This is a genomic window from Mesorhizobium sp. P3_A8, assembly GCF_056402995.1.
Map to the genome: position 1 here is coordinate 772,849 of NZ_JBFUGI010000001.1, position 25,892 is coordinate 798,740.

At 61.6% G+C, this 25,892-nt stretch carries 27 protein-coding genes and 1 tRNA gene; 9 read left to right on the forward strand and 19 right to left on the reverse strand.

All coding sequences use genetic code 11. The features are described 5' to 3' along the window. Nucleotides 1–23 precede the first annotated feature (23 nt). From AC1DX4_RS03610 to AC1DX4_RS03620, 3 genes are all read left to right on the forward strand, one after another. Nucleotides 24–506 (forward strand): hypothetical protein, encoded by a 483-nt coding sequence (locus tag AC1DX4_RS03610; protein ID WP_477218994.1) that lies wholly within the window; start codon nt 24–26, stop codon nt 504–506. Between the two features lie 878 nt (nt 507–1,384). Then, the gene (locus AC1DX4_RS03615; protein WP_477218995.1) at nt 1,385–2,704 is read left to right on the forward strand and encodes a hypothetical protein; all 1,320 of its coding nucleotides are present in this window, start codon (nt 1,385–1,387) and stop codon (nt 2,702–2,704) included. An 81-nt stretch (nt 2,705–2,785) separates the two neighbouring features. Then, nucleotides 2,786–3,949, forward strand: coding sequence for a COG3904 family protein (locus AC1DX4_RS03620; RefSeq protein ID WP_477218996.1), 1,164 nt, complete (start codon nt 2,786–2,788; stop codon nt 3,947–3,949). Between the two features lie 104 nt (nt 3,950–4,053). Here the strand turns inward: AC1DX4_RS03620 and AC1DX4_RS03625 are convergent, their stop codons facing one another. Then, nucleotides 4,054–5,100, reverse strand: coding sequence for a hypothetical protein (locus AC1DX4_RS03625; RefSeq protein WP_477218997.1), 1,047 nt, complete (start codon nt 5,098–5,100; stop codon nt 4,054–4,056). Nucleotides 5,101–5,440: 340 nt separating this feature from the next. Between AC1DX4_RS03625 and AC1DX4_RS03630 the strand changes: the two genes are divergently transcribed. The 3 genes from AC1DX4_RS03630 to AC1DX4_RS03640 all read left to right on the forward strand — a co-directional run bounded on the left by AC1DX4_RS03630 (nt 5,441) and on the right by AC1DX4_RS03640 (nt 8,385). Beyond that, complete coding sequence (locus AC1DX4_RS03630; protein WP_477218998.1) at nt 5,441–6,313, forward strand: DUF2971 domain-containing protein; 873 nt, start codon at nt 5,441–5,443, stop codon at nt 6,311–6,313. Between the two features lie 282 nt (nt 6,314–6,595). Next, nucleotides 6,596–6,949 carry a recombinase family protein gene (locus AC1DX4_RS03635; protein WP_477218999.1) on the forward strand — a complete coding sequence of 118 codons (354 nt, stop codon included), beginning with the start codon at nt 6,596–6,598 and terminating at the stop codon, nt 6,947–6,949. Between the two features lie 487 nt (nt 6,950–7,436). Further along, a protein-coding gene (locus AC1DX4_RS03640) for an IS630 family transposase (protein ID WP_477219000.1) occupies nt 7,437–8,385 on the forward strand; the annotation gives its coding sequence in 2 pieces (ribosomal slippage) (nt 7,437–7,772 and nt 7,774–8,385; 948 coding nt in all). A gap of 275 nt (nt 8,386–8,660) precedes the next feature. On the opposite strand, the gene AC1DX4_RS03645 is transcribed toward AC1DX4_RS03640, so the two are convergent. From AC1DX4_RS03645 to AC1DX4_RS03695, 11 genes are all read right to left on the reverse strand, one after another. Beyond that, nucleotides 8,661–9,230: a hypothetical protein gene (locus AC1DX4_RS03645; RefSeq protein WP_477219001.1), complete on the reverse strand. Its 570-nt coding sequence runs from the start codon at nt 9,228–9,230 to the stop codon at nt 8,661–8,663. 117 nt (nt 9,231–9,347) lie between these two features. Continuing rightward, a complete protein-coding gene (locus tag AC1DX4_RS03650; protein WP_477219002.1) occupies nt 9,348–10,961 on the reverse strand; it encodes a tyrosine-type recombinase/integrase in 1,614 nt (537 codons plus the stop codon). A gap of 86 nt (nt 10,962–11,047) precedes the next feature. Next, nucleotides 11,048–11,132, reverse strand: a tRNA-Leu gene (locus AC1DX4_RS03655). Nucleotides 11,133–11,217: 85 nt separating this feature from the next. Then, nucleotides 11,218–11,838 carry a 2,3-bisphosphoglycerate-dependent phosphoglycerate mutase gene (locus tag AC1DX4_RS03660; protein WP_477219003.1) on the reverse strand — a complete coding sequence of 207 codons (621 nt, stop codon included), beginning with the start codon at nt 11,836–11,838 and terminating at the stop codon, nt 11,218–11,220. A 92-nt stretch (nt 11,839–11,930) separates the two neighbouring features. Further along, nucleotides 11,931–12,752 (reverse strand): 4-hydroxy-tetrahydrodipicolinate reductase, encoded by an 822-nt coding sequence (dapB, locus tag AC1DX4_RS03665; protein ID WP_477219004.1) that lies wholly within the window; start codon nt 12,750–12,752, stop codon nt 11,931–11,933. Next, the gene (locus tag AC1DX4_RS03670; protein WP_477219005.1) at nt 12,749–14,608 is read right to left on the reverse strand and encodes an ABC transporter ATP-binding protein; all 1,860 of its coding nucleotides are present in this window, start codon (nt 14,606–14,608) and stop codon (nt 12,749–12,751) included. Before AC1DX4_RS03670 ends, dapB begins: the two co-directional genes overlap by 4 nt. A gap of 140 nt (nt 14,609–14,748) precedes the next feature. Continuing rightward, nucleotides 14,749–15,774 (reverse strand): glucokinase, encoded by a 1,026-nt coding sequence (locus tag AC1DX4_RS03675; RefSeq protein WP_477219006.1) that lies wholly within the window; start codon nt 15,772–15,774, stop codon nt 14,749–14,751. A gap of 187 nt (nt 15,775–15,961) precedes the next feature. Beyond that, nucleotides 15,962–17,050 (reverse strand): penicillin-insensitive murein endopeptidase, encoded by a 1,089-nt coding sequence (gene mepA / locus AC1DX4_RS03680; protein ID WP_477219007.1) that lies wholly within the window; start codon nt 17,048–17,050, stop codon nt 15,962–15,964. A 64-nt stretch (nt 17,051–17,114) separates the two neighbouring features. Continuing rightward, the gene (locus tag AC1DX4_RS03685) at nt 17,115–18,014 is read right to left on the reverse strand and encodes an SDR family oxidoreductase (RefSeq protein WP_477219008.1); all 900 of its coding nucleotides are present in this window, start codon (nt 18,012–18,014) and stop codon (nt 17,115–17,117) included. Continuing rightward, a complete protein-coding gene (gene queG / locus AC1DX4_RS03690) occupies nt 18,011–19,165 on the reverse strand; it encodes a tRNA epoxyqueuosine(34) reductase QueG (RefSeq protein ID WP_477219009.1) in 1,155 nt (384 codons plus the stop codon). The genes AC1DX4_RS03685 and queG overlap by 4 nt, the downstream gene beginning before the upstream one ends. After that, nucleotides 19,146–19,838, reverse strand: a complete 693-nt coding sequence (locus AC1DX4_RS03695; protein ID WP_477219010.1) for a glutathione S-transferase family protein — start codon at nt 19,836–19,838, stop codon at nt 19,146–19,148. The genes queG and AC1DX4_RS03695 overlap by 20 nt, the downstream gene beginning before the upstream one ends. Before the next feature lie 159 nt (nt 19,839–19,997). Between AC1DX4_RS03695 and AC1DX4_RS03700 the strand changes: the two genes are divergently transcribed. Continuing rightward, nucleotides 19,998–20,804: an undecaprenyl-diphosphate phosphatase gene (locus AC1DX4_RS03700; RefSeq protein ID WP_477219011.1), complete on the forward strand. Its 807-nt coding sequence runs from the start codon at nt 19,998–20,000 to the stop codon at nt 20,802–20,804. Between the two features lie 67 nt (nt 20,805–20,871). Here AC1DX4_RS03700 and AC1DX4_RS03705 read toward each other — a convergent pair whose 3' ends face one another. Together AC1DX4_RS03705 and rsmI are read right to left on the reverse strand one after the other, a co-directional pair. After that, complete coding sequence (locus AC1DX4_RS03705; RefSeq protein ID WP_477219012.1) at nt 20,872–21,270, reverse strand: YraN family protein; 399 nt, start codon at nt 21,268–21,270, stop codon at nt 20,872–20,874. After that, entirely contained in the window at nt 21,242–22,156 is a 915-nt protein-coding gene (rsmI, locus tag AC1DX4_RS03710) for a 16S rRNA (cytidine(1402)-2'-O)-methyltransferase (protein WP_477219013.1), read from the reverse strand. Before rsmI ends, AC1DX4_RS03705 begins: the two co-directional genes overlap by 29 nt. 187 nt (nt 22,157–22,343) lie before the next feature. On the opposite strand from rsmI, the gene AC1DX4_RS03715 reads away from it, so the two are divergent. Beyond that, a complete protein-coding gene (locus AC1DX4_RS03715) occupies nt 22,344–22,529 on the forward strand; it encodes a hypothetical protein (protein WP_477219014.1) in 186 nt (61 codons plus the stop codon). Nucleotides 22,530–22,596: 67 nt separating this feature from the next. Then, nucleotides 22,597–22,725 (forward strand): hypothetical protein, encoded by a 129-nt coding sequence (locus tag AC1DX4_RS03720; protein ID WP_477219015.1) that lies wholly within the window; start codon nt 22,597–22,599, stop codon nt 22,723–22,725. Between the two features lie 84 nt (nt 22,726–22,809). Here AC1DX4_RS03720 and AC1DX4_RS03725 read toward each other — a convergent pair whose 3' ends face one another. The 5 genes from AC1DX4_RS03725 to AC1DX4_RS03745 all read right to left on the reverse strand — a co-directional run bounded on the left by AC1DX4_RS03725 (nt 22,810) and on the right by AC1DX4_RS03745 (nt 25,798). After that, on the reverse strand, nt 22,810–23,133 hold the full coding sequence (locus AC1DX4_RS03725; RefSeq protein ID WP_477219016.1) for a low molecular weight protein tyrosine phosphatase family protein: 324 nt from the start codon (nt 23,131–23,133) through the stop codon (nt 22,810–22,812). Between the two features lie 42 nt (nt 23,134–23,175). Next, entirely contained in the window at nt 23,176–23,499 is a 324-nt protein-coding gene (locus AC1DX4_RS03730; RefSeq protein WP_477219017.1) for a hypothetical protein, read from the reverse strand. A gap of 81 nt (nt 23,500–23,580) precedes the next feature. Continuing rightward, complete coding sequence (gene hemW, locus AC1DX4_RS03735; protein WP_477219018.1) at nt 23,581–24,744, reverse strand: radical SAM family heme chaperone HemW; 1,164 nt, start codon at nt 24,742–24,744, stop codon at nt 23,581–23,583. Further along, the gene (rdgB, locus tag AC1DX4_RS03740) at nt 24,741–25,388 is read right to left on the reverse strand and encodes an RdgB/HAM1 family non-canonical purine NTP pyrophosphatase (protein ID WP_477219019.1); all 648 of its coding nucleotides are present in this window, start codon (nt 25,386–25,388) and stop codon (nt 24,741–24,743) included. The genes hemW and rdgB overlap by 4 nt, the downstream gene beginning before the upstream one ends. Continuing rightward, entirely contained in the window at nt 25,388–25,798 is a 411-nt protein-coding gene (locus tag AC1DX4_RS03745) for a VOC family protein (protein ID WP_477219020.1), read from the reverse strand. Before AC1DX4_RS03745 ends, rdgB begins: the two co-directional genes overlap by 1 nt. Nucleotides 25,799–25,892 lie beyond the last annotated feature (94 nt).

Sequence of the window (25,892 nt, forward strand, 5' to 3'; positions counted from 1 at the left end):
AACCGTAACCCAAAGGAGTGACTATGCCAGCCCTCAACAATCAACCGTATAAATCTCGCGAAGAGATCACCGTGTTCTGCGTTGTAGCTCTCGCAGTGCGAACAAAGGGATATGGCGGGGTCTCAGCCTCAGCATGTATCCTTTTTGGGACCCAAATCACCAAGACTATCAAATGTAGCCGGGCGGCAGATAGACATCAGTGGCACGCCACCATCAAGGCCGTTCTGCTTGCGCTGGAAACAGCAAAACCTGGTGTTCGTTTGATTGTTCACGTTTGCCTCAACTCAATCGCGGATGCATTTCGCCGCGAATTCACCGGGCCAAACGGTCGCCCAATGGTGGATCACGATACCGGACGAGAGGTCATCGAATACGCCAAAGCGCACGATATCGAATTCACCGTTGTCTATGCCCCCAAGGGGCCTGAAGCGAAGAGCCTTCAGAAGGAAGCCAAAGCAGCAGCAAGGGCGCGGCTCGCCGAGTTAGAGAGCGAGGGAAGCCGATGACAAAATCCATGTCTCGCGTAAACCCCATACTCGTGTTGGGTTCTGTCGAAAGCCGGAACTGCTGCATCCCAGGATGTTCACGTCCTTCGTCAGCCACCGCAAGGAACGGGGTTGGTCAGTTTCATTGCCGATATCACATTGTTCGCAGGGCGCGTTTCGGGTCGTTCTGGGCTCCAACCATCCGTGCGGCCGACCTGAAGCCGTATCTCAAAGCGGCTTCATTTTGGCTTGCAAGGGAGCAGCAGAGCAGCGCGGTGTCTGCAGCCATCCAAGAGTTGAACTGGACTCTAGCCTTCGCGGGTCGAGTAGCGCCAGCGACGGACTTGCTGGGGAAGCCGGCGATTTATAGGGCTAACATCGCATTCGCCAGGCTGCGCGAGGCCGGCGTTACGCCCAGCCGAATGTTGGCCATCTATCTAGGCGTAAGTGCGCTAGTTGACGATGACCTAGGTTCGCACCGCATACGTGAGTTCAAGATTGTACAGGCTGCGAAGGGGGTTCACAGGCTTTCATCGGGCTCCCACAAGACATGGGAAATGTACAATCCTCTTGGACCGACCGTCCATACGGAGCTTCATGTCTACCCGAGATCCTCCGGCATCGTCTTGCGCAAAATCGGAGAGAAGTTGGAGAAAGCTGGGGAGCCGCTGGTTCTAAAAGCATTGCCGGAAATCCTCGCCATTAAGATAGACCGCTTCGGCGTTCACCCCTCCCATCTCCCTGGTTGGCGGCCATCTTGGGATAGGCGTGGCCGGTAGAATGGTGCGCAAATCCGAACAAAACAGTGATGTGGTAAGCCATCAACGTGCCAACATGTTGAACCCCGAACGCCAGTCTAGCGTGCGCTTATCTCGCCCCATATGCTTAGCGGTTCCCTGATGCTTCCTCTCAGCAGCCGAGCAAACGCAAGACTTAAGGCCAAGGGTGATGGGGATGATTTAATAGCTACCCTCACCACCCCAGACATGTTGTTCAACCCTTGGGCAACCTCAAGCGGCCCAAAGCTTTGCGCCATCGCCACGGAGGTGACGCAATGCGTTCTTGATGCCACCTCAAAGGAGGCTGGAAGCCGAGTAAGGAAACCTAAGGCCGAGGTGGTGGAGAGGACTGCAATGATTGTCTCCTCCATCATCGCGAACCTTATGCTCCTCCATGCCAACCATGTGTGGGGGCAGTATCTCGCCATGCCAATGAAGCACACCGTAGTGACCCGCTATGATCGCCGTGGCTTCGGTATCCTGCCCAAGGTGGTGGAGGGGATGGAGCGGGCTGGGCTCATCATGCAGCATCCTCCTGTGACCCATGTGCGAAGGACTGGCATAGAGGCTACTGGGTGGCTTAGGACCGCCCTGGTGGCCCCTGAGGTCCGTGTTGCGGACATAGGGCGTGCCGAGGGCGAGGAGGTCATAAGGGTCTCAGCTAGGACAGGGAGGGACCCTTACGGCAACAGGCTACCTCCCGTCTTGGTGGACTATGAGGACACTGAGGAGACCTTACGGCTGAGGGGTGAGATGGATGAGATCAATGCCTTCCTCGCCACCCAACGCATTGAGGTCCATGGGAAGACTCAAGCTGCCTACAGGCTAACTCGTCGCTTCCTCTTGCGGTCGCCATCAGACATCAGGGCGTTTGACCTCCATGGGCGGCTTTACGGTGCCTTCTGGATATCGATGCCGAAGGCTCAACGAGGTGGTCTAACGGTCAATGGGGAGCCCATCGCGGACCTCGACTATGCCAGCATGTTCCCGAGGCTAGCGTATGCCCGCGTGGACACCGAGCCGCCAACAGGGGACCTCTACGCCATCCCCGGCCTTCAGGATCATCGAGCAGGGGTCAAGGCGGGGCTTTCCGCACTTCTGTCGACTGAGACAGAGATGACCCGATTGCCTCCCAAGGTGAAGGCAGCCTTGCCGGCTGGGTGGACGGCTTCAAGGTTCCGCAATGCAGTCGCTGAGAAGCACCCCGCCTTAGTGCCACTCTTCGGCCAGGACATCGCGCCGGACCTGATGTTCACCGAAAGCACCATCTTGGTTGCCGTCTTGCTGCGGCTGGCGAGGATGGGGATAGCGGCCCTACCGATGCACGATGGGATCATGGTGCCACGCTCAAAGGTTAATGAGGGGATGACGGTGATGGCTGGCGGAGCCCGAGGGATTGTGGGCATTACGCTCCCAGTCGCCGACAAAACCCCAGCTTGATTGCTTCTCAATTTCGCAAACAAAGATTCGACAGCTCTACCTGCTTGGCGCTACGCTTAGTTTTGGGGTTGTTCTTGGGCCATGTCTCGCATCTCTTTAGTTCGAGTCCTGTTGTGTCTTGCATCGGTGCTGGTGGAAACTCCGACGGCTCATGCTGGCCTGAAATTTGAGGCCGGGCAGACTGACGCCGGAATCCGCTATATTTTTGTATCCGGGGATTTCGCTTTTCAGGACGACCTCACGGTCTTCGAGGCGCTTGCACGATCCAATGCGTCGGTCGCGATAACTTTCCAATCACCTGGGGGCAATATCCAGAAGGCAATGGAGCTTGGCCGCCTCATCCGCAGACTCGGCCTCAGTACGGTTCAGTTCAGGGCTGTCGAGTGCGCTTCGGCCTGCTCTCTGGCCTTCCTTGGTGGCGTGATACGATACGCCGAGCCGGGTTCAATCGGCGTCCACAAGTCTTCATTCAGTGGCGACTTTGCTGGTAACACAGAGGACGCGGTTTCGGGTATCCAGCAAGTCACTGCTGACATCATCACTTATATGATCGAGATGGGGGTGGACCCCGCACTACTTCAGCTTTCGCTTCAGTATGACAGTGACGACATACGCTATCTTTCCAGGAGCGAGATGGCGAAATTCAAGGTCACTACCTCGGACGCACGCCAACCGCCTGCCGTCAGCGAAGCACCAGCCTCATCGCCATCTCCATCGCCGCCACAGCCACCCGTGGCCGCTTTGCCGCCAGTCCCTGCAGATTCGTCACTAGCGATCCCACAGGCGCATACCGGTCGCATTAGGCACCCCAAGGGGGCCGCCCCGCTAAAGGCTCTTGCGGATGGAAAGTCCGCTACCCTCATTAATCTCCGTAACGGGAGCCCGGTTGCCATCCTTGGCAATGTGGCTCGCTGGTATCGGGTGCAAGCCAACGGTCAGGTTGGCTATTTGCACGACACCTGGGTCTTTGTTGATCAGTATGAGAGCGGACCATTCGAGCAGCGTCACATACAGGTCAAAAGCTTCGATAACCTCGCGGATGCCTCCGCCTATGTTCGCTCTGCCCCCATTCCGCTCTCGGCCTATCTCGCAACCAACGGATGGTTCGCGGTCACCCTCGAAGACACTTTCGAGCAGGTGATGGCCAAGAACCTCGTGGCGGAGCTAAAAGCGCGAGGCGCTATTCCTGACGACGCGTATATGACTCTTGGCAACACCTATGTCCGCAAAGTCTGCTGCCGTTGAGAGAGCCGCTGGGGCTCCCTCGAAGCGTCGAGTTCATTGGGTGCCTTGCGTAGGCCTTGTTCCATCATAGTTGGCTCCGGATTGTTATGTTGTGCCCCAACCGATCAGCCGGCATCGGGCGACAGGGCAGGCAGGGCAAACGGCGGCCCCCAGATGTTTCTTGGAAGCAACATGCGGCGGACCCTCAACGCGCCCCGCCAGATCACGAGGTCTTCCCCATCATGGGCATGGAGCCTGAGGGGATTGCCGGCATGGGCCACCGCCGACCATGCACTGAGCAGCTCCAAGTTCTCATCAGATAGAAAGGCTTGCAACGCCAGGAAATCGGCGTGGGCTTCCTGGAAAACCGCTGCCGCCTCTTTGATGTGCCGGGCCACCAAACTCAATTCTACGCTGGGCTGCGACGACACCCACCAGAAGGCGTCCTCATAGGAGACCCACCCCAAGTGGCCGAACGTCATGGATGCCGCCGTGATGCGACCCTCGCACGACGCCCCCCGCTTGCTGCCTCGAAGGACTCGTCCCCCTTGGACCGGCCTTGAGCCGAAGGGCGTCTTGATGCCTACCATCTTGCTGCCCAGGCTTTCCACTTGGTCTTCGACTGACAGGAATGCACCATCAGCGGCAGCGCGATAAATGGCCTTGCAGACCAACGGGGACAAGCCTGCCTTCAGGTTCTTCACAACCTGGTCATAGCTCCTCGCCCAGGGCTTCAGGTCTCCGGAGAGCGCCAGCATTTCGCGAGGGCGCTCCCAGTTGTCTAGTAGGAATATCTCGTCGGCCCGTCGCTGCTCACGCTGCTTCGCGTCCGCGATGCCTCTTCCGAATGAACCATCCTCGAAATACTTGTGACCGCAGCAATGGCCGACCGCGTGGAGGGTCCCGCCGACCGACGACCAAATTAGGTGGCCCTTCGCATACCGGGGGGAGTTCGGGCTACAGATGGGGCAAGGTGCGAGGCCTTTGCTCCTGACGAACTCGCGTGGGATCACGAAGTTTGCCAGCAAGACCTCAGCGCCTTCCGGAGCAGGGGGCTCATGGGTGTGATGCCGCCAAGTATGCGGCTCACCGAAAGCCCGAATGTGCTCCTTGAAGTCTTGTACCAAATGGTCGGGACGGTACTCGAACGCTTTCTTTGCTTGGACGGACATTGCGTGTCACCTCGCATGTGGTTGCCCTAAACGTCGCGTCCTCCCGACTCGCTTAAGTGAACCCTAATGAAAGCCGCCGATTTCCGCAACGTAATGACAGGCCGTATCGCCGCTAAAGTGAAGGACATGACAGGAACACTTGCGAACCTTTGGCCAACTGTCCGGATCAAAAGGGGAAACCTCGCCGCTATTCTGGGATCAACGGGGCCAAGATGGTCGCGCCAGCCGGAGCGCTCGATCCCATTTGCCTTTGATAGGGCTGACCAGTATTAAATGTGGCCCGTTAAGCGGGGCCGGGAACCGAGTCGGCTTTTAGATTTCATGCTCAGCTAGGATAGGTATGGCATATCTTGAGTACGCACCCACCTCGACGCTATTTTACTATACCGATATAGGCGGCTTCGAAGGAATAGTGCGGTCTAAGCAGCTCTGGCTGTCGGACATAACGGCCTCCAACGACCCGCGAGAGCTAGCGCTGGGGGAAAACTTCTTAGCTGCGGCCGTGAAGGCCTATAAGACCGATGAAGTATTAGGAACCTCGAACCGTGACATGGCCGAATTTCTTGCCGAGGTGCTCTCGTCTCGAAGGAAATCAACATACTTCTCATGCTCATTTGCACTGGCGCGGGATTCGTTGCCTCTCTGGAGGGAGTATGCGGGCGGCGGAACTGGCCTCTGCATCGGATTTAGACCTACCGCAATATCCTCCATTCCTGGTCGGATGCAGCTTGTTCGCTATGAGCAAGATGACATGAAAGACTTCTTCCGGTCGGTTGTCTTACAGATAGCGGCGAATATGGGGAAAACCCGGACGGTACCCCGGGTCTTGGCAATGGCTGAAGCGTTTGCCCTGATCAGTTCTATCAAGCACAGGTCCTGGGAATACGAGCGCGAAGCCAGAATCATTGTCAATCAGCGCAACTCGAAGCCCGACGCTGCGGAGATCATTACGCAGATGGTGAGCCTACATCCCGATGGCCGGGAAGTTCACTGGCGAGAACCGATGACGCGCCGATCACGTGACCGCGACGTGGGATATCTGCCGTTTGAGTATGGCCGATATTCCGGCGGCAAAGCTGACCCTCGGCGATCGATTGAAAGTGTTCATCTTGGGCCAAAGTGCCTGATGTCGTCAGCAGAGGTCGACGCCCTACTCGTTGCCGAGGGTTTTGCAGGATTTCGCGTGTTAAAATCAGAGTGTGCAGTGCAGTAGGCTGGGAGCGGGTCGGCACCTCCAAAATGGGTCGATCACTCGGGCGCTCCAATTTACGCGGCAGCGGAGGGACTTGCCCCCCGTGCCACCTCCAGACGTTCCAAACGGCTCAGCCTCGTGGGGATTATTATCAGGATCGAGTGGGCGCCTAGACTCCCCCTGAAGTCGTCGGACGGGGCAAGGCAATGAAGCAGTACGTGGTCTATACGCGAGTCAGCACGGAGGAGCAGGGCCGCAGCGGGCTAGGCCTGGAGGCCCAAGAGCGCGACATCAAGATTTTACATGGAGACGTTCTCCGAGGTGCCGTGGGAGGTCACAGGGCGCTTCCAGGAGTGCTATCGGGGGGCAGCGACGACAGGCGCCCTCGCGGAGGCTATCAAGCTGGTGCGAGCGACAGGGGCGGAGCTTCTGGTCGCCAAGCTGGACCGCCTGAGCCGCGACGTGGCTTTCATCGCCACCCTCATCGAAGACAAGAAGGTTCGCCTCAGGGTGGCCCAGATGCCGAACGCGGAGCCCTTCCAGCTCCACCTCTATGCCGCCATGGCGGAGCAGGAGCGGAAGTTCATCTCGGAGCGCACCAAGGCGGCCCTCAAGGCGGCCAGGCTCAATTGGGTGGTCTCCGGGACAAGACCATGAAGCGCAACCAGGCGATACAGAGGAAGGCGAAGGCCGAAGCGGAGAAGGCTATGAGGATCATAGGCCCCTTGCGGAGCGCCGGTCAGACCCTCACCGCCATGGCCGAAACGATAAACGACATGGGGGCAAAATCCTCACGAGGAGGCAAGTGGTCCGCGACTCAGGTAATGAGGGTGCTGGGCCGAACCGGAGCATTAGCGGGTCAGTCCCTAAACATGAAACCCAATTGGCTTCCGATCACAGGTAGTTCCATCGCCATCCAGTAGAGAGGCACCATCCAACATGCGGTGATAGCGAACCCTCCCGCCATGGAAAGGCCCTCTTTAAACTGGTTAGGCGGATAGAATCCTCCACCGTAGGTCTCTCGCGGCTTCGGCTTGTTGAACCGCTTGTCTAGAGCGGTTCACGGCTTGATGGAATCGAAGGGGATTCCCGATTTGTCGGTTTTGTGATTCAAGATGCTGGCTGGAGTGGAGGCCAGCATCTGATGACCCGACCTCTTTCCAATGACCTTCGCGAGCGAGTTGTGGCGGCGGTTTTGAGTGGTGAAAGCCGCCGGTCTGCCGCCAAACGGTTTGGCATTTCGATTTCGGCCGCTGTGAAGCTGTTGCAGCGTCATGGGACGACCGGCTCGGTAGCACCGGGCAAGATGGGTGGGCATCGCAAGAGGCTACTGGAGCCGCACCGTGCCTTCATCGAGGCGCGTATACGTGAGATGCCGCATCTGACGCTGCACGGTCTGAAGGATGAGTTGGCTGGTCGCGGGGTCAAGGTCTCGCACAACGCGGTGTGGCTGTTCCTGCGCCGCGAGGGCCTGAGCTTCAAAAAAAACGCTGTTCGCCCTTGAGCAGGCACGCGCTGATATTGCCCGCAGGCGTCAGCGATGGCGATCTTGGCAGACCGGTCTCGATCCGCAATGCCTGGTCTTCATCGACGAAACCTGGATCAAGACCAATATGGCTCCGCTGCGAGGCTGGGGGCCGAGGGGCAAGCGGCTGCGCGGCCTGGCGCCGCACGGCCATTGGCGCACGCTGACCTTCCTGGGCGCGCTGCGCTGCGATCGGCTCGCGGCACCTTGCGTCTTCGACGGACCGATCAACGGCCAATGCTTCCGCGCTTATGTCGAGCAGCAGCTCATCACCGTGCTGAAGCCCGGCGATATCGTCGTCATGGACAACCTGGGAAGTCATAAGTCGGCGGCCATCAGGCAGATGATCAAGGCTGCTGGCGCCAGGCTTTGGTACCTGCCGCCCTACTCTCCGGACCTCAATCCGATCGAGCAGGCCTTTGCCAAGATCAAACACTGGATGCGCCAGGCTCAGAAACGCACCGTCGAGGACACTTGGCGCCACATCGGCCACATCGTCGAAACCATCGAGGCAGCCGAATGCAAGAACTACTTCGAAAACGCCGGGTACGCTTCCGTCAAAACGTGAAAGGCGCTAGTGCACCGCCCGTATATGCCCCGCTCAGAATGAAACCGTAGGTAAATACTAGAAAGAGCGGTCCTGTCACCAAGCCGCCTAGGAAGGGCATACAGGGTTAGTCTCACCGTAGTTTTTGAACGCGAAGATCACTCCGGCAACTGGACCAGTTAGGATCGCAAGTACGATAAACAGCTTCCTTGTTTCTTTGTCCACCATCCCACCTCCTTTGTAATCTCCGGCGTTTCAACAGCGGCGGCGGGATCGTGTCCACGCCTCGAAGCGCCTTAGTCGCGTCCTACTTTATTAGCGGGCGGGGGGCCATGCGGGAAATCTATCCTCACCCCCAGAGCCGAAGACGCCTTCTCAATGATCTTGTGCAGCTTCTCGTAGGTATACGTATGTAAAACATCGATTAGCGTTCGATAGCTTGGGAACTCATGGCCCGGAATGGCGAACGCAATGATGGGCTTCACCGTCAGTAAGCTGTCCTTCAGCTCGACCCCCATAGAGAACTCAATGTCTCTCCCAGCGCCCTCATGGGCGTACCGCTTGTTCCGTATCTCCATGATCCGGTCGTGCGTCGTCCTCAGCTCTCCGGTCTTGTAGACTGCATTGCGGTCGAGCCGAGGAAACTCTCCAGCGGCCTCCGTGAAGAGACGGCCGTAAGTCACACTGAAGGCTAACAACAAGCCGTCAATTTCCAGCACGTTCTCCAGAGTGACTTCTCTCTTGAGAGTTTCCATCCTGTGAAGATAATGGTCTGCGTTACTCACGCACATCATCACATGCCCGAATCGAACAAGGGCTTGCATGTGGCGGTTGCCTTCGATCCCTTCTTGGGTCAGCGTCACCATTCTACGTAGCCTTCAATGCGTTTTTCGGGACACAACTCTGGGAAACAGCGCGTAGGCCGCGTTCGCCTAAGCGTCGGTATTGGCCGCATTAGAACATTGGCGAAGAGGGAGGGAAACTCAGCTAGACACAATGAAGGCGGGGAACTTCTCGAACGCTTCCACCTGAGCCTTGAGGCTCACCCCGCCGTAACTTCCACCCACTGTCTTGGAGGCATGGCCGCAGATGCCATCCAACACGCTGTCCTGAATGCCTGCCTCTCGCCCAATCGTCTTGAAGAGATGCCGCCAGCCGTGATTGGGGGCCACCGCCTTATCTTTGACGACTTCCCGCACGAATTCCGTGATGCGATTCTTTACGCTTCTCCGCACCCCTCTCGTCTCCCCATCTTTCCGTGGCTTCAGGAAGAGGTAGCCGGCAGGGGCGGCCGTAACGAAGTCCGCGAAGCCCTGCTCTATGAGGTGGCGATGTAGAACTACCAACCGCAACTCCTTATCCTTTACAGTGCCGGCCTCTGGCGTAATCGTCATCACCCAGTATTCGCCTTCCTTGCGGATGTCCTGCTTACGCAACTGGACGATCTCCCCAAGGCGACCCCCTGAGTAGGCACAGAGCCATGGCACCCAGCGCTTGGCGGCCACCAACTTGTCAGACTCTCGACCCTTCCGGTGATGATGGAGACTGTGGGCAAGGATCGCCTGGACCTCTTCCGGGGCGAAGCCTTTGTCGCGTGTGCGGACAACCTTCGGTCGGGTCACAGTGATGGCCTCAGCTGGGTTTCTTGGCAGCTTCAGGTTAGCGACCGCCCACTTGAAGACGGAACGGAGCCCGGCAATGTCGCTGTCACCTACAGTCTTGGGGCTAACACCCTGCGCAAGCCTATGGTCCTTGAAGGCTACAAGGTTAGTTGGAGTGACCGCCGCCGCATCGTCATTTTCAAGGAACTCGCTTAGGCGAGCCGCTGCGCTTTTGTAGCTTTCGTAGGTGCTGATGGTCCGGCCGGCTGTCTTCGCCTCAGTCCACCAGCCTTCTACAAGCCCCGTTATAGAGATCGCTGCGGCCGGCCCGGTGGTAGTGGTGGTGGAATTCGTAATCTCCAATGGAGGAAACCGGCTTGCCTTCGGGTCCGGCGAATAATCGCCCGCTGTCTCCCGGTCTGCCTTTGTGAAACCATCCTTTAGGGAGCGAAGCGTTTCACGCGCAAGCAACTCGACCGACACAGGATTGACGTTAAGAAGTCCGCGACGAACGAGAATTTGGTGGGCCGTAGCCATCGCGGGGTCGCGGCCTGAAGGGTCCGTTTCAGCCTCTAGCCTCGCCATCGCATTCTTATAGACCCCGCCACCGATGTCTCCAGTGAAGGCGCTCTCTGCGTCAGACAGGTCCGGGTCTATCTCCGCCAGAGACCCCCAGGCGTAGACATCACGGGAAAGCGCAACGGCCTGCCTGTGCGACAAGAGCAATGGCGGCTCTCGGAGGCCTTGCCACACGGTTTCCAAATAGCCGGCTACTTGGGCCTGGCGCACCTTGATTTCGCTTGGCGTGGAGGCTCGCAGCGACACACGGATGGCATGATCCTTAGAGGTGACCGTTTTCCTTACGACCTGGAGGCCAACGGGAATGTGGAGCGTGACGCCCACCGCACGGTTCCGCACGTCAGCCGGGATACGCTGGTTGAATTGTTGATTGATGGTGCCTTTTCGTTTCACGGGTTTGACCAGCCGGAAATGCATTGTCGCACACCTTTGTAACACATAGGGGTGAGCGCAATGAATTGAAAAGGCTTATCTTCTTGATCCCGTTGGTAGTCGGGAAAAAATGGTGCCCAGAAGAGGACTCGAACCTCCACTCCTTGCGGAACACGGACCTGAACCGTGCGCGTCTACCAATTCCGCCATCTGGGCTGGTGCGGGCTCATGTAAGCGGGCAAGCGATGGCTGTCAACGCGCTTTTTTCAAAGCCGTTCGCAGCTTGCCGGCTTAAGGACCTTCAACCCTCCAGCACTTCCTTCGACGCCACGGTCGAATCGGCGTTGAGCTGGTAGATGACCGGCACGCCGGTGCCGAGTTCCAGCTTGACGATCTCCTCGCCCGACTTGCCGTCCAGCGCCATGATCAGCGCGCGCAGCGAATTTCCGTGCGCAGCGACCAGCACGGTGCCGCCGCGCAGCACGTGCGACTGCATATCATGCAAATAGTAGGGCCAGACGCGGGCGCCGGTGTCCTTCAGGCTTTCGCCGGCGGGCGGCGGCACGTCGTAGGAGCGGCGCCAGACGTGCACCTGCTCCTCGCCCCATTTCTTGCGGGCATCGTCCTTGTTGAGGCCGGAGAGGTCGCCATAGTCGCGCTCGTTGAGCGCCTGGTCGCGGATCGTCTTCAGGTCGCTCTGGCCGACCGCGTCGAGAATGTGCTGGCAGGTTTTCTGCGCCCGGATCAGCGCCGAGGTGAAGGCGATGTCGAACTTCAGGCCGCGCGCCTTGAGTTTCTGCCCGGCGGCCTTGGCCTCGGCATGGCCCTGCTCGGTCAGGTCGACATCGCGCCAGCCGGTGAACAGGTTCTTCAAATTCCATTCGCTCTGGCCATGGCGCACGAGCACGAGGGTTCTCGACATTTTTTGCTCCCTACAAGAGCAATTCCAGGAAAAGTGTGAAGCGGTTTTCCGTCCGGAATTGCGTTAAAACAAAGAGGTTTGGATGGTCCGCCTCAGCTCAGGCCGAGCACGTCCCGCATCGAATACAGTCCCGGCTTCTTGCCATGCGCCCAAAGCGCCGCCTTGACGGCGCCGCGGGCGAAGATGGCGCGGTCCTCGGCATGGTGGGACAGGGTGATGCGCTCGCCGGTGCCGGCCAGGATCACGCTGTGGTCGCCGACCACCGAACCGCCGCGCAGCGTGGCAAAGCCGATCGAGCCTTCTTTTCGCACGCCCGTATGGCCGTCGCGTGAACGCACGTCGTTGCCGGCCAGCGCGATGCCGCGCCCGGTGGCGGCGGCCTCGCCAAGCAGCAATGCGGTGCCCGACGGCGCGTCGACCTTGTGCTTGTGATGCATTTCGAGGATCTCGATGTCGAAATCGTCGGCGTCGAGCGCGCGCGCCGCCTGTTCGACCAGCACCGCCAGAAGATTGACGCCGAGGCTCATATTGCCCGACTTGACGATCGTCGCATGGCGCGCCGCCGCTGCGATCTTCGCATTGTCGTCGGCCGAACAGCCGGTCGTGCCGATGACATGGACGATGCGCGCCTGCGCCGCGTAGCCGGCGAATTCGACCGTCGAGGCCGGCGTGGTGAAATCGAGTACGCCATCCGCCTTGGCGAAAACCGGCAGCGGATCGTCACTGATCGGCACATTGATGATGCCGATACCCGACAGTTCGCCGGCATCCTTGCCTAGATGAGGAGAATCCGCGCGCTCGACCGCGCCGATGACGCGGGCGCCTGGAATGGTGTGGATGGCGCGGATCAGCGTCTGGCCCATGCGGCCGGCCGCGCCCACCACCACCAAGCCCATATCGCCTGCTTCGCTCATGTGCTCCTCACAGCAGTCTTCTTCGCACGCGTGGCCCGGACCGGGGTTTGGATCGGCTTGCTGTCATCGACAAGCCCCAGCCCCTTCTTGCCCTGGATGCGGTGGAAGCGGGAATAGATGCTGTCCGGGTCGGCCATCAGCGTCGCATGGGTGCCTTCCTCGACCAACCGTCCCTCTTCCAGCACGATGATGCGGTCGGCATTGACCACCGTCGACAGACGATGCGCTATGACGATGGTCGTGCGGCCTTGCATGACATGGGTCAGCGCGTCCTGGACGCGGGCCTCCGCCTCGTTGTCGAGCGCCGATGTCGCCTCATCAAGCAGCAGGATCGGTGCCTGGCGCACGATGGCGCGGGCGATCGACACGCGCTGGCGCTGGCCGCCGGAGAGGGTCGAGCCGCCTTCGCCGACCGGCGTATCGTAGCCTTGCGGCTGCTGGCGGATGAACTCGTCGGCTGCCGCCTGTTTGGCCGCCTGCTCGATGTCGGCGTCCGTGGCCGACAGGCGGCCGTAGCGGATGTTGTCGCGGATCGTGCCCTCGAACAGATAAGGCGCCTGCGCCACATAGGCGATCGACTGCCGCAGCGAATGCTTGGTCACCTTCGAGATGTCCTGGCCGTCGACCTCGATGCTGCCCTGGTCGACGTCGTAGAAGCGCTGCAAGAGCGCCACCAGCGTCGATTTGCCGGCACCCGAGGCGCCGACGATCGCCGTCACCTTGCCGGCGGCGGCGACAAAGCTCAGATCTCTCAGCACCGGCATGTCGGCGCTGTAGCCGAACGTCACATTGTCGAAGCGCACCTCGCCGGTGGTGATCCTGGCCTCGACGGCATCGGGCGCGTCGCCCTGTTTCGGCTCCAGGTCGAGCAACTCGTAGATCATGCGCGCGTTGACCAGCGCCCGTTCCATGCCCACCTGTGTACGCGCCAGGCGTCTTGCCGGGTCGTAGGCCATGATCAGCGCGGTGATGAAGGAAAACACCGCGCCCGGCGGCTGCCCAAGATACAGCGCCCGGTAGCCGGAATAGGCGACTACGGAGGTAATGGCGAGACCGCCGAGAATCTCGGAAATCGGCGACAGCCGCTCCGCGACGCGGGCGATCTTGTTGTTACGCTGCTCGGCCGTATCGGCCATGATGCCAATGCGGCGCGCCAGCTCGGCCTCCAGGGTGAAGGCCTTGACGATCGCGATGCCTTGCGTGGCCTCCTGCACGGACCCGTTCAGCCGCGAATTGATCAGCACGGATTCCCGGTTGATACGCCGCAATCGGCGGGTGATGTAGACGACGGCCCAGATCAGCGGTGGTCCGATCAGCAGCGAGCTGAGCGACAACACCGGGTCCTGGTAGATCATGACGCCGACGAGAGCGACCAGCGAGACCGCGTCGCGGCTGATGGAGGTCAGTGTCAGCGACAGCAGGTCGCGAACGCCGCCGACATTCTCGCTGACCTGTGCCGCCAGCCGGCCGGAACGCGTGTCGTTGAAGAAGTTGACGCCGAGCTTCATCAGATGGTCGAAGGTGCGTTTCTGGTAGCGCGCCACCAGGTTGTTGCCGATTCTGGCCAGTGCCACCGCCTGGCCGTAGCCGGCGAAGCCGCGCAACAGGGAGGCTCCCATGAAACCGGCGCAGACCCAGAAGATTACGTCGCTGCGCCGCTCGACGAATATCCCATCGATCATCGGGGCCATGATCCACGCCAGAAAGGCAGTGGTCCCGGAAACAATCAGTAGGCAAGAGACGGCGACGACATAGGTCCAGCGATACTCATTGCCGTTTTCAGCGAGGATGCGGCGGAGCACCGCTGTGACCTCGCCGGGCCGGGCTTTTTGTTTGTTGGGAGCTTGAAGTGTCAAATCGGGAGCGCTTTGTGGTTTTCCGCCTCGTGGGACCGGGGCTGCAAATTCGGCACCCCTCTTAACGCCCTGCGGCCGGATTGCCTATGCCCGCACCTGATTAACTTCGTCGCGGGGACCCGAGCGCTTCGCGCTGGCTGTCAGGCCTGCCACCGGCGGCCCGCCGTCTGGACGCCGAACAGCGAGGGATTTCGGGCATAGGCGGCAAGGCCAAGAAGCGCCGCCAGCGGATGGGTGATGACATAGACGGGCATGGTGCGCATCAGCGCGCTGTGTGGCGCCTTGTCCTCGAAGGCAGCGCGGAAATTGCCTGCTTTCAGCGCCGGCACAATCTTTTGCGCGATGCCGCCGGTCAAAAACACGCCGCCGCGGCTCATGAACACCAAAGCGAGATCGCCGGCGGTGCGCCCGAGGCAAGTGACGAAGGTCTCCAGCGCTTCCTCAGCCACCGGATCGGTCTTGGCCAATGCCGCGCCGGTGACCTCGGCCGGCGTGGTGAAGGGCGACGGCTTGCCGTCCGCCTTGGCCACTGCGCGGTAGACGTTGACGAGACCGCGCCCGCACAGGATCTGTTCGCCGGAAATGCGGCCTTCGAGCTTCTCTATATGTGGGAACACCTGGAAGTCGCGGGCCGAGCGCGGGCCGATATCCATATGGCCGCCCTCGCCGGGCACCGGAATCCAGTGGCGCAACGCATAGATCAGCCCGGCGACGCCGAGACCGGTACCGGGACCCAGCACGACGCGGCCGGCATTGGGCTCCGGCGTGCCGCCGCCGATCTTTTCCATATGCTCTTCGCCAAGCGCAACGACGGCCAGCGCCTGCGCCTCGAAATCGTTGAGCACGACGATGTCGCTGAGGCCGAGATTGGCGAACATCTGTTTGGGCTTGACGACCCAGGGGCAGTTGGTGAGCTCGATCTCGTCGCCGTCGACCGGGCCGGCCACCGCCAGCACCGCCGAATTGGGGCGGACCGACGAGCGGTCGAGGACCGCCGCCTGAATCGCCTCGTCGATGGTGTTGAAATTGGCCGTCTGGACGATTTGCGGCTCGGTCGGTTCGGAATTGGCGTCGAGCACGATCGAAAAGCGCGCATTGGTGCCGCCAATGTCGCCGATCAGGATCGGAAACCGCAGCAAAGTATCGTCATCGCCTGTGCTTGGCATGCTCTCGTCCGTCTCGGCGCCCCTGACGGCGTATCGCCGTTCTTTCGTTGACTAGCGCATGAGTTTGAAAAGGGAAACGGTTTTCGAACCTGGCAGCGCGCGCAGTGAGCTTCTGCGGCCAAACGGCCACTGTTTCCCGAAAAACAGCCCCCTAAACCGATTGAGCCGATCGATGGCGCAGCGGCGATCAGTTCACGGGCGGCCTCGGCCGGGGAACGGGCGCGCCCATTCTGGGCGTTGCCGCGAAAGCATTTGCCGCGCTTGGCAAATCGCCGCTGGCCGTGGTGGCGGGCTGCGACGGTGCTTCCGGTTCGGGTGCGGCGACCACGACCGGCATGGCGCCGCCGTGATAGGTCGCGGCCTCGGCCGAGGCCGGCCCCGGCGCGTCGAGCACGGCGCGGCATTCCTTGGGCAGGTTGGCCATGGTCATCACATCGCGGGCCTTCGGCGCATCCGGGTTCTTGTTGGGTCGCCACGGTTCCTCGGTGAACCACCAGGCCAGCGGCTTGCCGCAACCGTCATCATCCGGCGTTGCTTCCTGCGCCTTGCAGTTGGGCGAACCCGGCTGGCAGCCGATGCGCATGTGGAAATGATAGTCGTGGCCCCAGAACGGCCGGATCTTGCGCAGCCAGGTGCGGTCACCCTTGACGGTGTCGCAGAGTTTTTTCTTGATTCCGGGATTGACCAGGATGCGCTCGACTTCCGGGTAGCTCGCCGCCCGCTTCAGAAGTGCGGTATGCTGCGGCTTCCACAATGCGTCCTTCACCAGATGCGTCTTCTCGTCGACCATCAAGGTGGCGCTGATCGATTCGCGCTGCGCCATGGACATGGGACGACTGGGCATCGGCGTCAGCCAGATGTCGGCATCGAGCCCGATCTGGTGCGAGGCGTGGCCGGTCAGCATCGGGCCGCCGCGCGGCTGCGAGATGTCGCCTATGAGCAAGCCGGGCCAACCATCGGCCGCCGCGTCGCGTGACAATTTCTCGACTACAGCGATCATCGCCGGATGACCCCAGCGGCGGTTGCGCGAGGGCCGCATCACTTCCCAGGTCGGGCCATCCATGGGAATGGCGACGCCGCCGGCAAAACAACCCCTGGAGTAGAAGCCGATCGACTGCGCCGCGGTCGCCGCCGGCAGTTTCTCGGCGCCGAACAAGTCCTTTGCCCGTTCCTCGGCCATTGCCGGCTGCACGGCGAGACCGGTCAGGCCAAGCAGACCAAGAGCGGCCGCCAACAGATACGATTTGCCGAAATATGGACGCATCGCTGAGTTCATGAAACCGGATCCCCACCGCAATCCCAGCCCGAATCATAGCACGCCGCGCAGAATGCTTCGATCGTCAGCCCTTCATCGGACTGCGCGCCTCGCCGTCGCGCCAGTCGCCTTCTGCCCACATGTGGTCAAAGGCGGCGCGGTAATCCGGAAAACGAAAGCGATAGCCCGCCGCCTTGATCGCCGCATTGGCGACACGCTTGTTCTCGCCATAGAAGGACCGCGCCATGGGCGAAAGTTGGGCGGTGTCGAAGGGAATTTCGGGCGGAGCCTCGACGCCCATCAGCGACGCGGCATAGGTAACGACATCCTGCGGTGGCGCCGGCTCGTCATCGGTGACGTTGAAGATGCCGCCCGTGTTGCCTTCGGCCAGATGCCACAGCGCGCCGGCAATGTCGTCGCAATGGATACGGTTGAACACCTGGTCGGGCTTGACCAGCCGGCGCGCGGTGCCGTTTTCCAGGTTGACCAGCGCATTGCGGCCCGGCCCGTAAATGCCGGACAGGCGCAGGATCGCCACAGCCTGGCCGATCTCCTCGCCGAGCTTCAGCCACGCCTGCTCGGCCGCGACCCGCATGACCGAGCGTTTCGATACCGGCCGGCACGTGGTCTTTTCGTTGACCCAGGCTCCGCCATAATCGCCATAGACGCCGACGGTCGAGAGATAGCCAATCCATTCCAGCGCCGGCATTTGGGCGATCGCCTCTCGGGCGGCACTCAACACGGGATCACCGGCCTCTTCCGGGGCGACCGAAATCACCAGATGAGTCGTTTTGTTCAGTGCTTCGGCGATTTCACCAGTCAGAACGCCGTCGAACAGCAGCGGGGCGATACCAGCCTGACGCAGCGCCGCGAATTTTTCCGGCGAACGCGTCGTGCCGAAGATCGTACTGGGCTCCGTGTTGGCGCGGGCAAAGGCCTTGCCCGAGTAGCCGGCGCCGAAGATCAAGATCTGCTTTTCGCTCATGCATGTGCCCTGGTTGGCCGCGCCATGTGCCATTCGTCACGCACCGCCGCATCATTCTCGGTCATCAAGCCGGTCGCGGCCCTTTCGGCATATTCGGCATACGGCACCAGCCGCGCCAGCGCCCATATTGCCGCGCCGCGCACCAGCGGCGAGGCGTCGCTGAGCAAGGCGCGCACGGTATCGGTCAACGAGGCCTCGCCGGAATTGCCGGCGGCGATCAGCACGTTGCGGATGAAGCGGTCGCGGCCGATGCGCTTGATCGGTGAACCCGAGAGGAAGATGCGGAAGGCCGCGTCGTCCAGTTCGAGCAGTTCGGCAAGCGGCGGCTCGCGCAAATCGCCGCGCGCGGCGAGTTTTGCTTCGGAAGCCGTCTTCGCGAACTTGTTCCAGGGGCAGGCGGCCAGACAATCGTCGCAGCCATAGATGCGGTTGCCGATCTTTTCGCGGAATTCATGCGGGATCGGCCCCTTGTTCTCGATGGTGAGATACGAAATACAGCGCCGCGCATCGAGCCGGTAGGGCGCCGGGAAAGCATCGGTCGGGCAGGCGTCGAGGCAGGCGCGGCAGGAGCCGCAATGGTCGATCTCAGCGCGGTCGGGCTCAAGTTCGGCCGTGGTAAAGATGGTGCCAAGAAACAGCCAGGAGCCGTGTTCGCGGCTGACCAGATTGGTGTGTTTTCCTTGCCAGCCGAGCCCTGCGGCTTCCGCCAGCGGCTTTTCCATCACCGGTGCGGTGTCGACGAACACCTTCACGTCGCCGCCGGCGCGCGCGACGATCTTGCCGGCGATTTCCTTCAGCCGCCCCTTCATCACCTCATGGTAGTCGCGGTTCTGCGCATAGACCGAGATCGCACCACGGTCGCGCTTGGCTTGCAGCGCACGCGGATCATGGTCCGGTCCGTAGTTCATCGCCAATACGATGATTGACCGCACTTCAGGCCAAAGCGCCGTCGGTTCACTGCGGCGCGCGATCGTCTCGGCGATCCAGTCCATCGAACCGTGAAAACCGTCGGCGACGAATTCGGCCAGCCGGGCCGGCGCCAGTGGGATCGCATCGGGAGAGGTGACGGCAACGGCATCGAAGCCGGCGCGATGCGCCTCCGCGTCGATCAGCGCGCGCAGTTTTGCGGCGTCAGAAGTCGAGGTCCGCATAATGCGACACCGGCGACAGGCCGCGCACGCGGTCGGTCAAGAGCGGCCTAAACGAGGGCCGCGACTTCACCCGCGTGTACCATTCGCGCGCAGCAGGGTGTTCGCGCCAGTCGATCTCGCCGAGATAATCGAGCACCGACAGCGTCGCGGCGGCCGCCAGGTCGGCATAGGTGACCCTGCCGCCGGCCAGCCAATGGCGGGTGCCGGCCAGCCAGTTGGTGTATTTCATGTGCTGGCGGATATTGGCGCGTGCCGCACGGATGGCGCCCGAATCGGGCGAACCGCCACCCGCCGTTTCCGGCATGACCGGCTTCAGCACGCGTTCGCGCACCAGATGCCTTGTGACCTCGCTCTCGGCCTTGTTGAGGTACCAGTCGGTCAGCCGGCGGATTTCGGCGCGCTGCATCGGGTCTTCGGCGAACAGCCGTTTGTCGCGCTTCAAGACGCCGCGCGTCTCGTCGAGATATTCAGCGATGACGGTTGCGCCGACGATCGGCACGTCGCCCTCGGCGAGCAGGATCGGCAGCGTGCCGGCCGGGTTCAGCGCCAAAAACTCCTTGCGCCGCGTCCACGGCTTTTCCTCGATCAGCGCCAGCTCCTCGCCATACTCGCCAAAGGCAAGGCGGACGAAGCGGCAGGTGGCGAACATGGGGTGATGGAAAAGCGTCAGCATGGTTCCGCGATGATAAAGCGCACTGGCGAATCGCCGGGCGCACCGGTAAGTCTTGGCCGCCCGGTTAGCGGGCCGTCAGGGTGTTGCGACCTATAGGGGGACTTCAACGCCATGACAAGCAAACCGTTCTGTTAGCCGTCGCGCAAAGCCGAGGTAGCCATGGAAAGCCAGACCATCGTCGAAGCCCTGCTGCTCGGCCTGCTGGAGGGGCTGACCGAGTTCATTCCGGTGTCCTCGACCGGCCATATCCTGCTCGCCGGCCATTTCCTCGGCTTCCATTCGACCGGCAAGGCCTTCGAGATCCTGATCCAGCTCGGCGCCATCCTGGCGATTCTAAGCGTCTATTTCCGCCGCCTGTGGCAGATGCTGCTCGATCTGCCGCATGACCGGCTGACGCGGCATTTCGTCATTGGCATCCTCATTGCCTTCCTGCCGGCGGCGATCATCGGCGCGCTGGCGCATGATTTCATCAAGACCGTGCTGTTCGAATCGCCACGGCTGATCTGCATCATGCTGATCATCGGCGGCGTCATCCTGCTGGCGGTGGACCGCATGAACCTGAAACCTGTCTACCGCGACGTCGAGCGCTTCCCGACCCGGCTTTACCTGCAGATCGGGCTTTTCCAGTGCCTGTCGCTGATCCCCGGCACCTCGCGCTCCGGTTCGACCATCGTCGGCGCGCTGCTCTTGGGCGTCGACAAGCGGGCGGCGGCGGAATTTTCGTTCTTCCTCGCCATCCCGACCATGGTCGGCGCCTTTGCCTTCGACCTGTTCAAGAACCGCAACGTGCTGAGCAGCGCCGACCTGCCGATCATCGCCGTCGGCTTCGTCGCAGCCTTCATCACGGCCTTGGTGGTCGTCCGCTACCTGCTCGACTACGTCTCGCGCAACGGCTACTCACTGTTCGGCTGGTGGCGGCTGGTGGTGGGGATTGTCGGCCTGGTGGCGTTGTTTATCTGGGGGTGAGGTGAGGAGTGGTCCGCGACCTCCTCGACTTCGTCATCCACGGGCGGAGCAAGGAACGGCTCTCCCACTAATTCCGCCCATAAAACGCGTTCTCGACATGCACCGGCCAGCGCCACGGCAGCACCGCGACCATGTCGAAGCGCATCGACAGCTTTCCATAATCCGCCTGGCGCGACAGCCAGATATCGGCGGCGCCCTCGATGCGGCGCTCCGCTTCGTGGCCGATCGCTTCCATCGCCTCCATCAGCGTGCGACGCGCCTTGACCTCGACGAACAGCACCAAGTCGCCGCGCCGAGCGATCAGGTCGATCTCGCCGAAGCGGGTGCGATGGCGGCGCGCCAGGATGCGGTAGCCCTTCAGCATCAAAGCTGCCGCCGCCAGCCATTCGCCGCGATGGCCGCGCCGATAGGCCTTTTGGCGGCTGGCGCTCGGCCGCTCAGCCACCGTCGCCTTCTCCTGAGGCATCCTTGAGCTCCAGCAGCCGCCGGTAGAGCGCCTGCTTCTGGCCGCCGGTCATCTTGGCGGCTTCCGCCGCCGCCTTGGAGGCCGGCATTTCGGCGGCGAGCGACAACAGCAGCCGGTCAATATCGGCCGGCTCGTCCGGCTTGGCCTCGGCGGGACCGACGCAGACGACGATCTCGCCTTTCGGCGTGTCGGCCGCCGCATAATGGTCGGCCAGCGCCCGCAGCGTGCCGATGCGCATTTCCTCGAAGGTCTTGGTCAATTCGCGGCCGATTGCGGCCTTCCGCTCACCGCCGAGGACTTCGACCATGGCGCCGAGCGACTCGGCCAACCGGCGCGGCGATTCGAAGAAGATCAGTGTTGCCGGCACGGCTTTCAGGGCTTCCAGCCGCGTCAGCCGCTGGCCTGATTTGACCGGCAAAAAGCCAGCGAACAGGAAGGCGTCCGACGGCAGACCGGATGCCGTCAGCGCGGCAAGCGGCGCCGATGGACCGGGGATCGGGACGACGCGAATGCCATGGTCAATCGCCTCGCCGACCAGCCGGTAGCCGGGATCGGACACCAGCGGTGTGCCGGCATCGGAAATCAGCGCCACGCTCTGGCCGGCCTGAAGGGCTGATATCAGCTTCGGTCCGGCCTCGCCGGCATTGTGTTCGTGATAGGCCGTGGTGCGGCGGCGGATGCCGTAACGGTCGAGCAGCACGCGCGACACCCTTGTGTCCTCGCAGGCGACGATGTCGGCGGCGGCCAGCGTCTCCAGCGCGCGCAGCGTGATGTCGGCGAGATTGCCGATCGGGGTCGCCACCAGATAGAGCGCCGGCTCGAGCGGGCGGGCGAGGATTTCGGTCTGCCCGACCACGTAGCTGCGCCTGCTCGTCTCATCGGTCACTGATCAAGTCTCCGTTCAGCCCTGTTTGGCCTGCCAAATCTTGTTTGGCCTGCCAAATCTTGTTTGGCATGGCTGGCGCGGCCTTGCAAAAGCTGTCGTCGATGTAAGGAACTCGCCATTCCTTTGCCACAGTAGGGAACGAAACCGGCATTGGCAGATTTAGCCCCTGATTCCCCGGGAGGACAGGATGGACAGCCTTAAGATACAGGATGCTTTCGAGCCTTACTATGCCGGCCGCAAGCGCGTTGCCGCCGCCAGGGACAAGCGCCTGCCAGCCAAGACCGACACCAGCCTGACCAAGCAGGCGACAACCGCCTTGCCGACGAATGTCAGGCTTTCCGACAACGAACCCGACAGCACGACGGAGCACTGACCGGACGATGCCCAATCGCTTCGATATATTCATCACCCGTCTTGAAACAAAGAGCGCCAGAGACGGCGTGCCCCCGCATCCTATGAACGACCAGCACAGCGTTCGCCGCGAAAAGGCCGACGCCAAACCGGCCCGGAACGGAACGGCGCATGCCGAGAAGGATCGCGGCAAGCGCCGTTTCAAGCACGACGCCTGACCATAGCGCCCGCCGCGATTGCTCTCGTTTCGTCATCCTGAGCGAAACGACGCGGCGCAGACCCGAGGATGACGAAGGTCTGGTTCAGCCCAGATACCGTGAAACACGCGCCTTCAGAAGCTCAATCAGCTCCAAATCCATGAATTCGTAATCGTCCGGTATGTCGAGACAGATGACGCGGGCCTTTTTCAAGCTCGTCTTGAATTTCTTCTGCAGCTTGGTGCGGTGCGCCTTTTCCATGACGAAGATGATGTCGGCCCACTCCACCAACTCATGCGTCAGCGGCGTGTCGGCATCATGGTTTGTCCCGGCCGACGCAACCTCGATATCCCGGCGCGTGGAAAACACCTGCTCCGCGGTCGGGCTGCGCAAACGGTTCTGACTGCAGACGAAGAGGACGTTTTTCACCAGCTCGTGGCTTCCTGGTTCAGCGACCTTGCGGCTTCGGCACTACTCATCGAACATTTCGCGTATCGACTTGGTCAGCGGTATGTACTGGTCAAGCGTCAACCCGTAGAGTTCAAACTCCACCGCGTGCTCGCGCGGCAGTGCCCTCAGATTTATGCCGACATAAGCAAGAAAATTCCGAATTACATCGAACTCAGTCATGCCTGAGGGCTTGTGTCTCGATATAATTTTCTGATTTTTGATAATTACTGCATCGGCTTGATAAAAATCCTCGTCGGCCTGTGGCTTCGAAATTTCGGTCAATCCAAACTCGAAGACATCATCCGTGTTCACCGTGCGCAACGTCTCATGGATCAGATACTTCATGGCGCACCCACATCGGAAACAGCGTAATGGTTTTCAGCCAAGCCCACAGTGTCTTTGCCTGAGCAGAAACTACCTTTTGGCCTAGCGCGCCAGGTCCGCGACCACGGCGTCGAGCACGATCATGCCGGCCGGCGTGGCGCGCAGCCGCGCATTGCCGATCGGCGCCACCAGCCCCTCGCCCTGCAGCACCGACAGCCGCGCGCTCGACAGGCCGCGGCCGGAAAACGCCTCGTAGCGCGAGAGGTCGATGCCTTCGGCCAGACGCAGCCCCATCAGCAGGAATTCGTCGGCCTCTTCCGAGCGGGTCAGGATTTCACCACCGGTGACGCCATGGCCCTTGGCCTCGACGAGATTGGCCCAGGTTTCCGGCATCCGCTCGGCGATCGTCACCGTGCGGCGGCCATGCTCGACGAAGCGGCCATGCGCGCCGGGGCCGACGCCGACATATTCGCCATAGCGCCAGTAGGTCAGATTGTGCCGGCTCTCCGCACCCGGCCTGGCATGGTTGGAAATCTCATAGGCCGGCAGGCCATGCGCCGTGGTGATCTCCTGCGTCAGCGCATAGAGGTCGGCGGCGTGGTCGTTGTCGGGGATGATGAATTTCTTCGCCGCATGCAGCGCGTGGAACGGGGTGCCTTCCTCGATGGTCAGCTGGTAGAGCGACAGATGGTCGGCGGCATGGCTGATCGCCTGTTCGAGCTCGGCCTGCCAGTCTTCCGGCGTCTGGCCGGGGCGGGCATAGATCAGGTCGAAGGACAGGCGCGGAAAGATCTCTCGGGCCAGGCCGATGGCGTGCAGCGCTTCGTCGACATTGTGCAGCCGGCCGAGGAAGCGCAAATCCTTGTCGTTCAGCGCCTGCACGCCGAGCGAGACGCGATTGACGCCCGCCGCCCGGTAGCCGCGAAACCGTTCGGCCTCGACCGAGGACGGGTTGGCCTCCAGCGTCACCTCGATACCGTCAGGCACCGTCCAGTTCTTCGCCACGGCGTCCAGCACCCTGGCCACGGTTTCGGGCTTCATCAGCGACGGCGTGCCGCCGCCGAGGAAAATGCTGGTCACGTCGCGCGGCCCGGTGCGCTGGCGCATCGTCGCCAGTTCCGCCTCGAAGGCGGCGGCAAAGCGCTCCTGGTCGACCGGCTGGTGGCGGACATGGCTGTTGAAGTCGCAGTAAGGGCACTTGGCCGCGCAGAACGGCCAATGGATGTAGACGCCGAAGCCGGGCGTCCGGTCGAGCAGCATGCTCATGCCTCTCCCAATCTCGCTTTGGCGAATTTCTGGAAGGCGCGGGCGCGGTGCGACAGCGCTGTCGCCTGGCCGGGTTTCCAGCCGTGCTTTTCCTCGGCGCTCATCTCGCCAAACGTTTTTTCGAAACCATCGGGCAAAAACACCGGATCGTAGCCGAAGCCGAGCTCGCCACGCGGCGGCCAGACCAACGTGCCTTCGGCCTCGCCGCGATAATATTCAGCCTCGCCATCGGGGAAGGCGAGGCAGATGACGGCGACAAAGCGGCCCTTGCGCTGTTCGGCCGAGGCGGCGCCGACTTCCTGCAAGGCCACTTCGGTGCGCTGCATGGCCATGGCGAAATCGCGCGAACCGTCCGGGGTTTCGGCCCAGTTGGCGGTGTAGACGCCGGGGGCGCCGTCGAGCGCGTCGACGCAAAGGCCGGAATCGTCCGACAGCGCCGGCAGGCCGGTCGCCTGTGCGGCGGCCAGCGCCTTGATGTAGCCGTTTTCCTCGAAGGTGGTGCCGGTTTCGTCCGGCTCCGGCAGGCCATAGTCCTTGGCCGATTTGGCCTCGAAGCCGAACGGCCCCATCAAATCGGCGAATTCGCGCAGCTTGCCGGCATTGTGGCTGGCAACGACGATCTTCCTGCCATCAAGAGTATGCATCAAAGGCCCCAGATTCTCGGCTCGGCGAACTCGATCGAATTGCCCGAGGGGTCGCGTATATAGATCGAACGGCCGCCTTGCGGCCATCCGAATTCGCTTTCGATGGCGATTCTTTTCGCCGCCAGATGCGCTTTCCAGCCGGCGATTTCGTCGGCGGTTGCCGCAAAGCAGAGATGACCTTCGCCGACCGTGCCATGCGGCGGCACCGGTAGCCGGGCATCAGGTGCGGGCGGCACTTTCGTCGCCTCGGCGTTGAAGACGAGCAACACGCCGGGGCCACAGCGAAAGAAGAGATGGCGGCCTTCGACCTTGCCGAGGAGGGGGAGGCCGAGGATGTCGGTGTAGAAGGCTTCAGCGGCTGGCAAATCGGTGACGTAGAGAGCGGATTCAAGAATGGCGGAGGGGATCACGAGGCGCCCCCCTCTGGCCTGCCGGCCATCTCCCCCGCAAGGGGGGAGATTGGCAGCGTCAAAGCTGGCTCATGGCTTGCAATGTCGGTGATTG

Excerpts from the sequence above, each read along its gene's own strand:
- AC1DX4_RS03610 (WP_477218994.1), top strand. The coding sequence starts at position 24 with ATGCCAGCCCTCAACAATCAACCGTATAAATCTCGCGAAGAGATCACC.
- AC1DX4_RS03615 (WP_477218995.1), top strand. The coding sequence starts at position 1,385 with ATGCTTCCTCTCAGCAGCCGAGCAAACGCAAGACTTAAGGCCAAGGGT.
- AC1DX4_RS03620 (WP_477218996.1), top strand. The coding sequence starts at position 2,786 with ATGTCTCGCATCTCTTTAGTTCGAGTCCTGTTGTGTCTTGCATCGGTG.
- AC1DX4_RS03625 (WP_477218997.1), bottom strand. The coding sequence starts at position 5,100 with ATGTCCGTCCAAGCAAAGAAAGCGTTCGAGTACCGTCCCGACCATTTG.
- AC1DX4_RS03630 (WP_477218998.1), top strand. The coding sequence starts at position 5,441 with ATGGCATATCTTGAGTACGCACCCACCTCGACGCTATTTTACTATACC.
- AC1DX4_RS03635 (WP_477218999.1), top strand. The coding sequence starts at position 6,596 with ATGGAGACGTTCTCCGAGGTGCCGTGGGAGGTCACAGGGCGCTTCCAG.
- AC1DX4_RS03645 (WP_477219001.1), bottom strand. The coding sequence starts at position 9,230 with ATGGTGACGCTGACCCAAGAAGGGATCGAAGGCAACCGCCACATGCAA.
- AC1DX4_RS03650 (WP_477219002.1), bottom strand. The coding sequence starts at position 10,961 with ATGCATTTCCGGCTGGTCAAACCCGTGAAACGAAAAGGCACCATCAAT.
- AC1DX4_RS03660 (WP_477219003.1), bottom strand. The coding sequence starts at position 11,838 with ATGTCGAGAACCCTCGTGCTCGTGCGCCATGGCCAGAGCGAATGGAAT.
- dapB (WP_477219004.1), bottom strand. The coding sequence starts at position 12,752 with ATGAGCGAAGCAGGCGATATGGGCTTGGTGGTGGTGGGCGCGGCCGGC.
- AC1DX4_RS03675 (WP_477219006.1), bottom strand. The coding sequence starts at position 15,774 with ATGCCAAGCACAGGCGATGACGATACTTTGCTGCGGTTTCCGATCCTG.
- mepA (WP_477219007.1), bottom strand. The coding sequence starts at position 17,050 with ATGAACTCAGCGATGCGTCCATATTTCGGCAAATCGTATCTGTTGGCG.
- AC1DX4_RS03685 (WP_477219008.1), bottom strand. The coding sequence starts at position 18,014 with ATGAGCGAAAAGCAGATCTTGATCTTCGGCGCCGGCTACTCGGGCAAG.
- queG (WP_477219009.1), bottom strand. The coding sequence starts at position 19,165 with ATGCGGACCTCGACTTCTGACGCCGCAAAACTGCGCGCGCTGATCGAC.
- AC1DX4_RS03695 (WP_477219010.1), bottom strand. The coding sequence starts at position 19,838 with ATGCTGACGCTTTTCCATCACCCCATGTTCGCCACCTGCCGCTTCGTC.
- AC1DX4_RS03700 (WP_477219011.1), top strand. The coding sequence starts at position 19,998 with ATGGAAAGCCAGACCATCGTCGAAGCCCTGCTGCTCGGCCTGCTGGAG.
- AC1DX4_RS03705 (WP_477219012.1), bottom strand. The coding sequence starts at position 21,270 with ATGCCTCAGGAGAAGGCGACGGTGGCTGAGCGGCCGAGCGCCAGCCGC.
- AC1DX4_RS03715 (WP_477219014.1), top strand. The coding sequence starts at position 22,344 with ATGGACAGCCTTAAGATACAGGATGCTTTCGAGCCTTACTATGCCGGC.
- AC1DX4_RS03730 (WP_477219017.1), bottom strand. The coding sequence starts at position 23,499 with ATGAAGTATCTGATCCATGAGACGTTGCGCACGGTGAACACGGATGAT.
- hemW (WP_477219018.1), bottom strand. The coding sequence starts at position 24,744 with ATGAGCATGCTGCTCGACCGGACGCCCGGCTTCGGCGTCTACATCCAT.
- rdgB (WP_477219019.1), bottom strand. The coding sequence starts at position 25,388 with ATGCATACTCTTGATGGCAGGAAGATCGTCGTTGCCAGCCACAATGCC.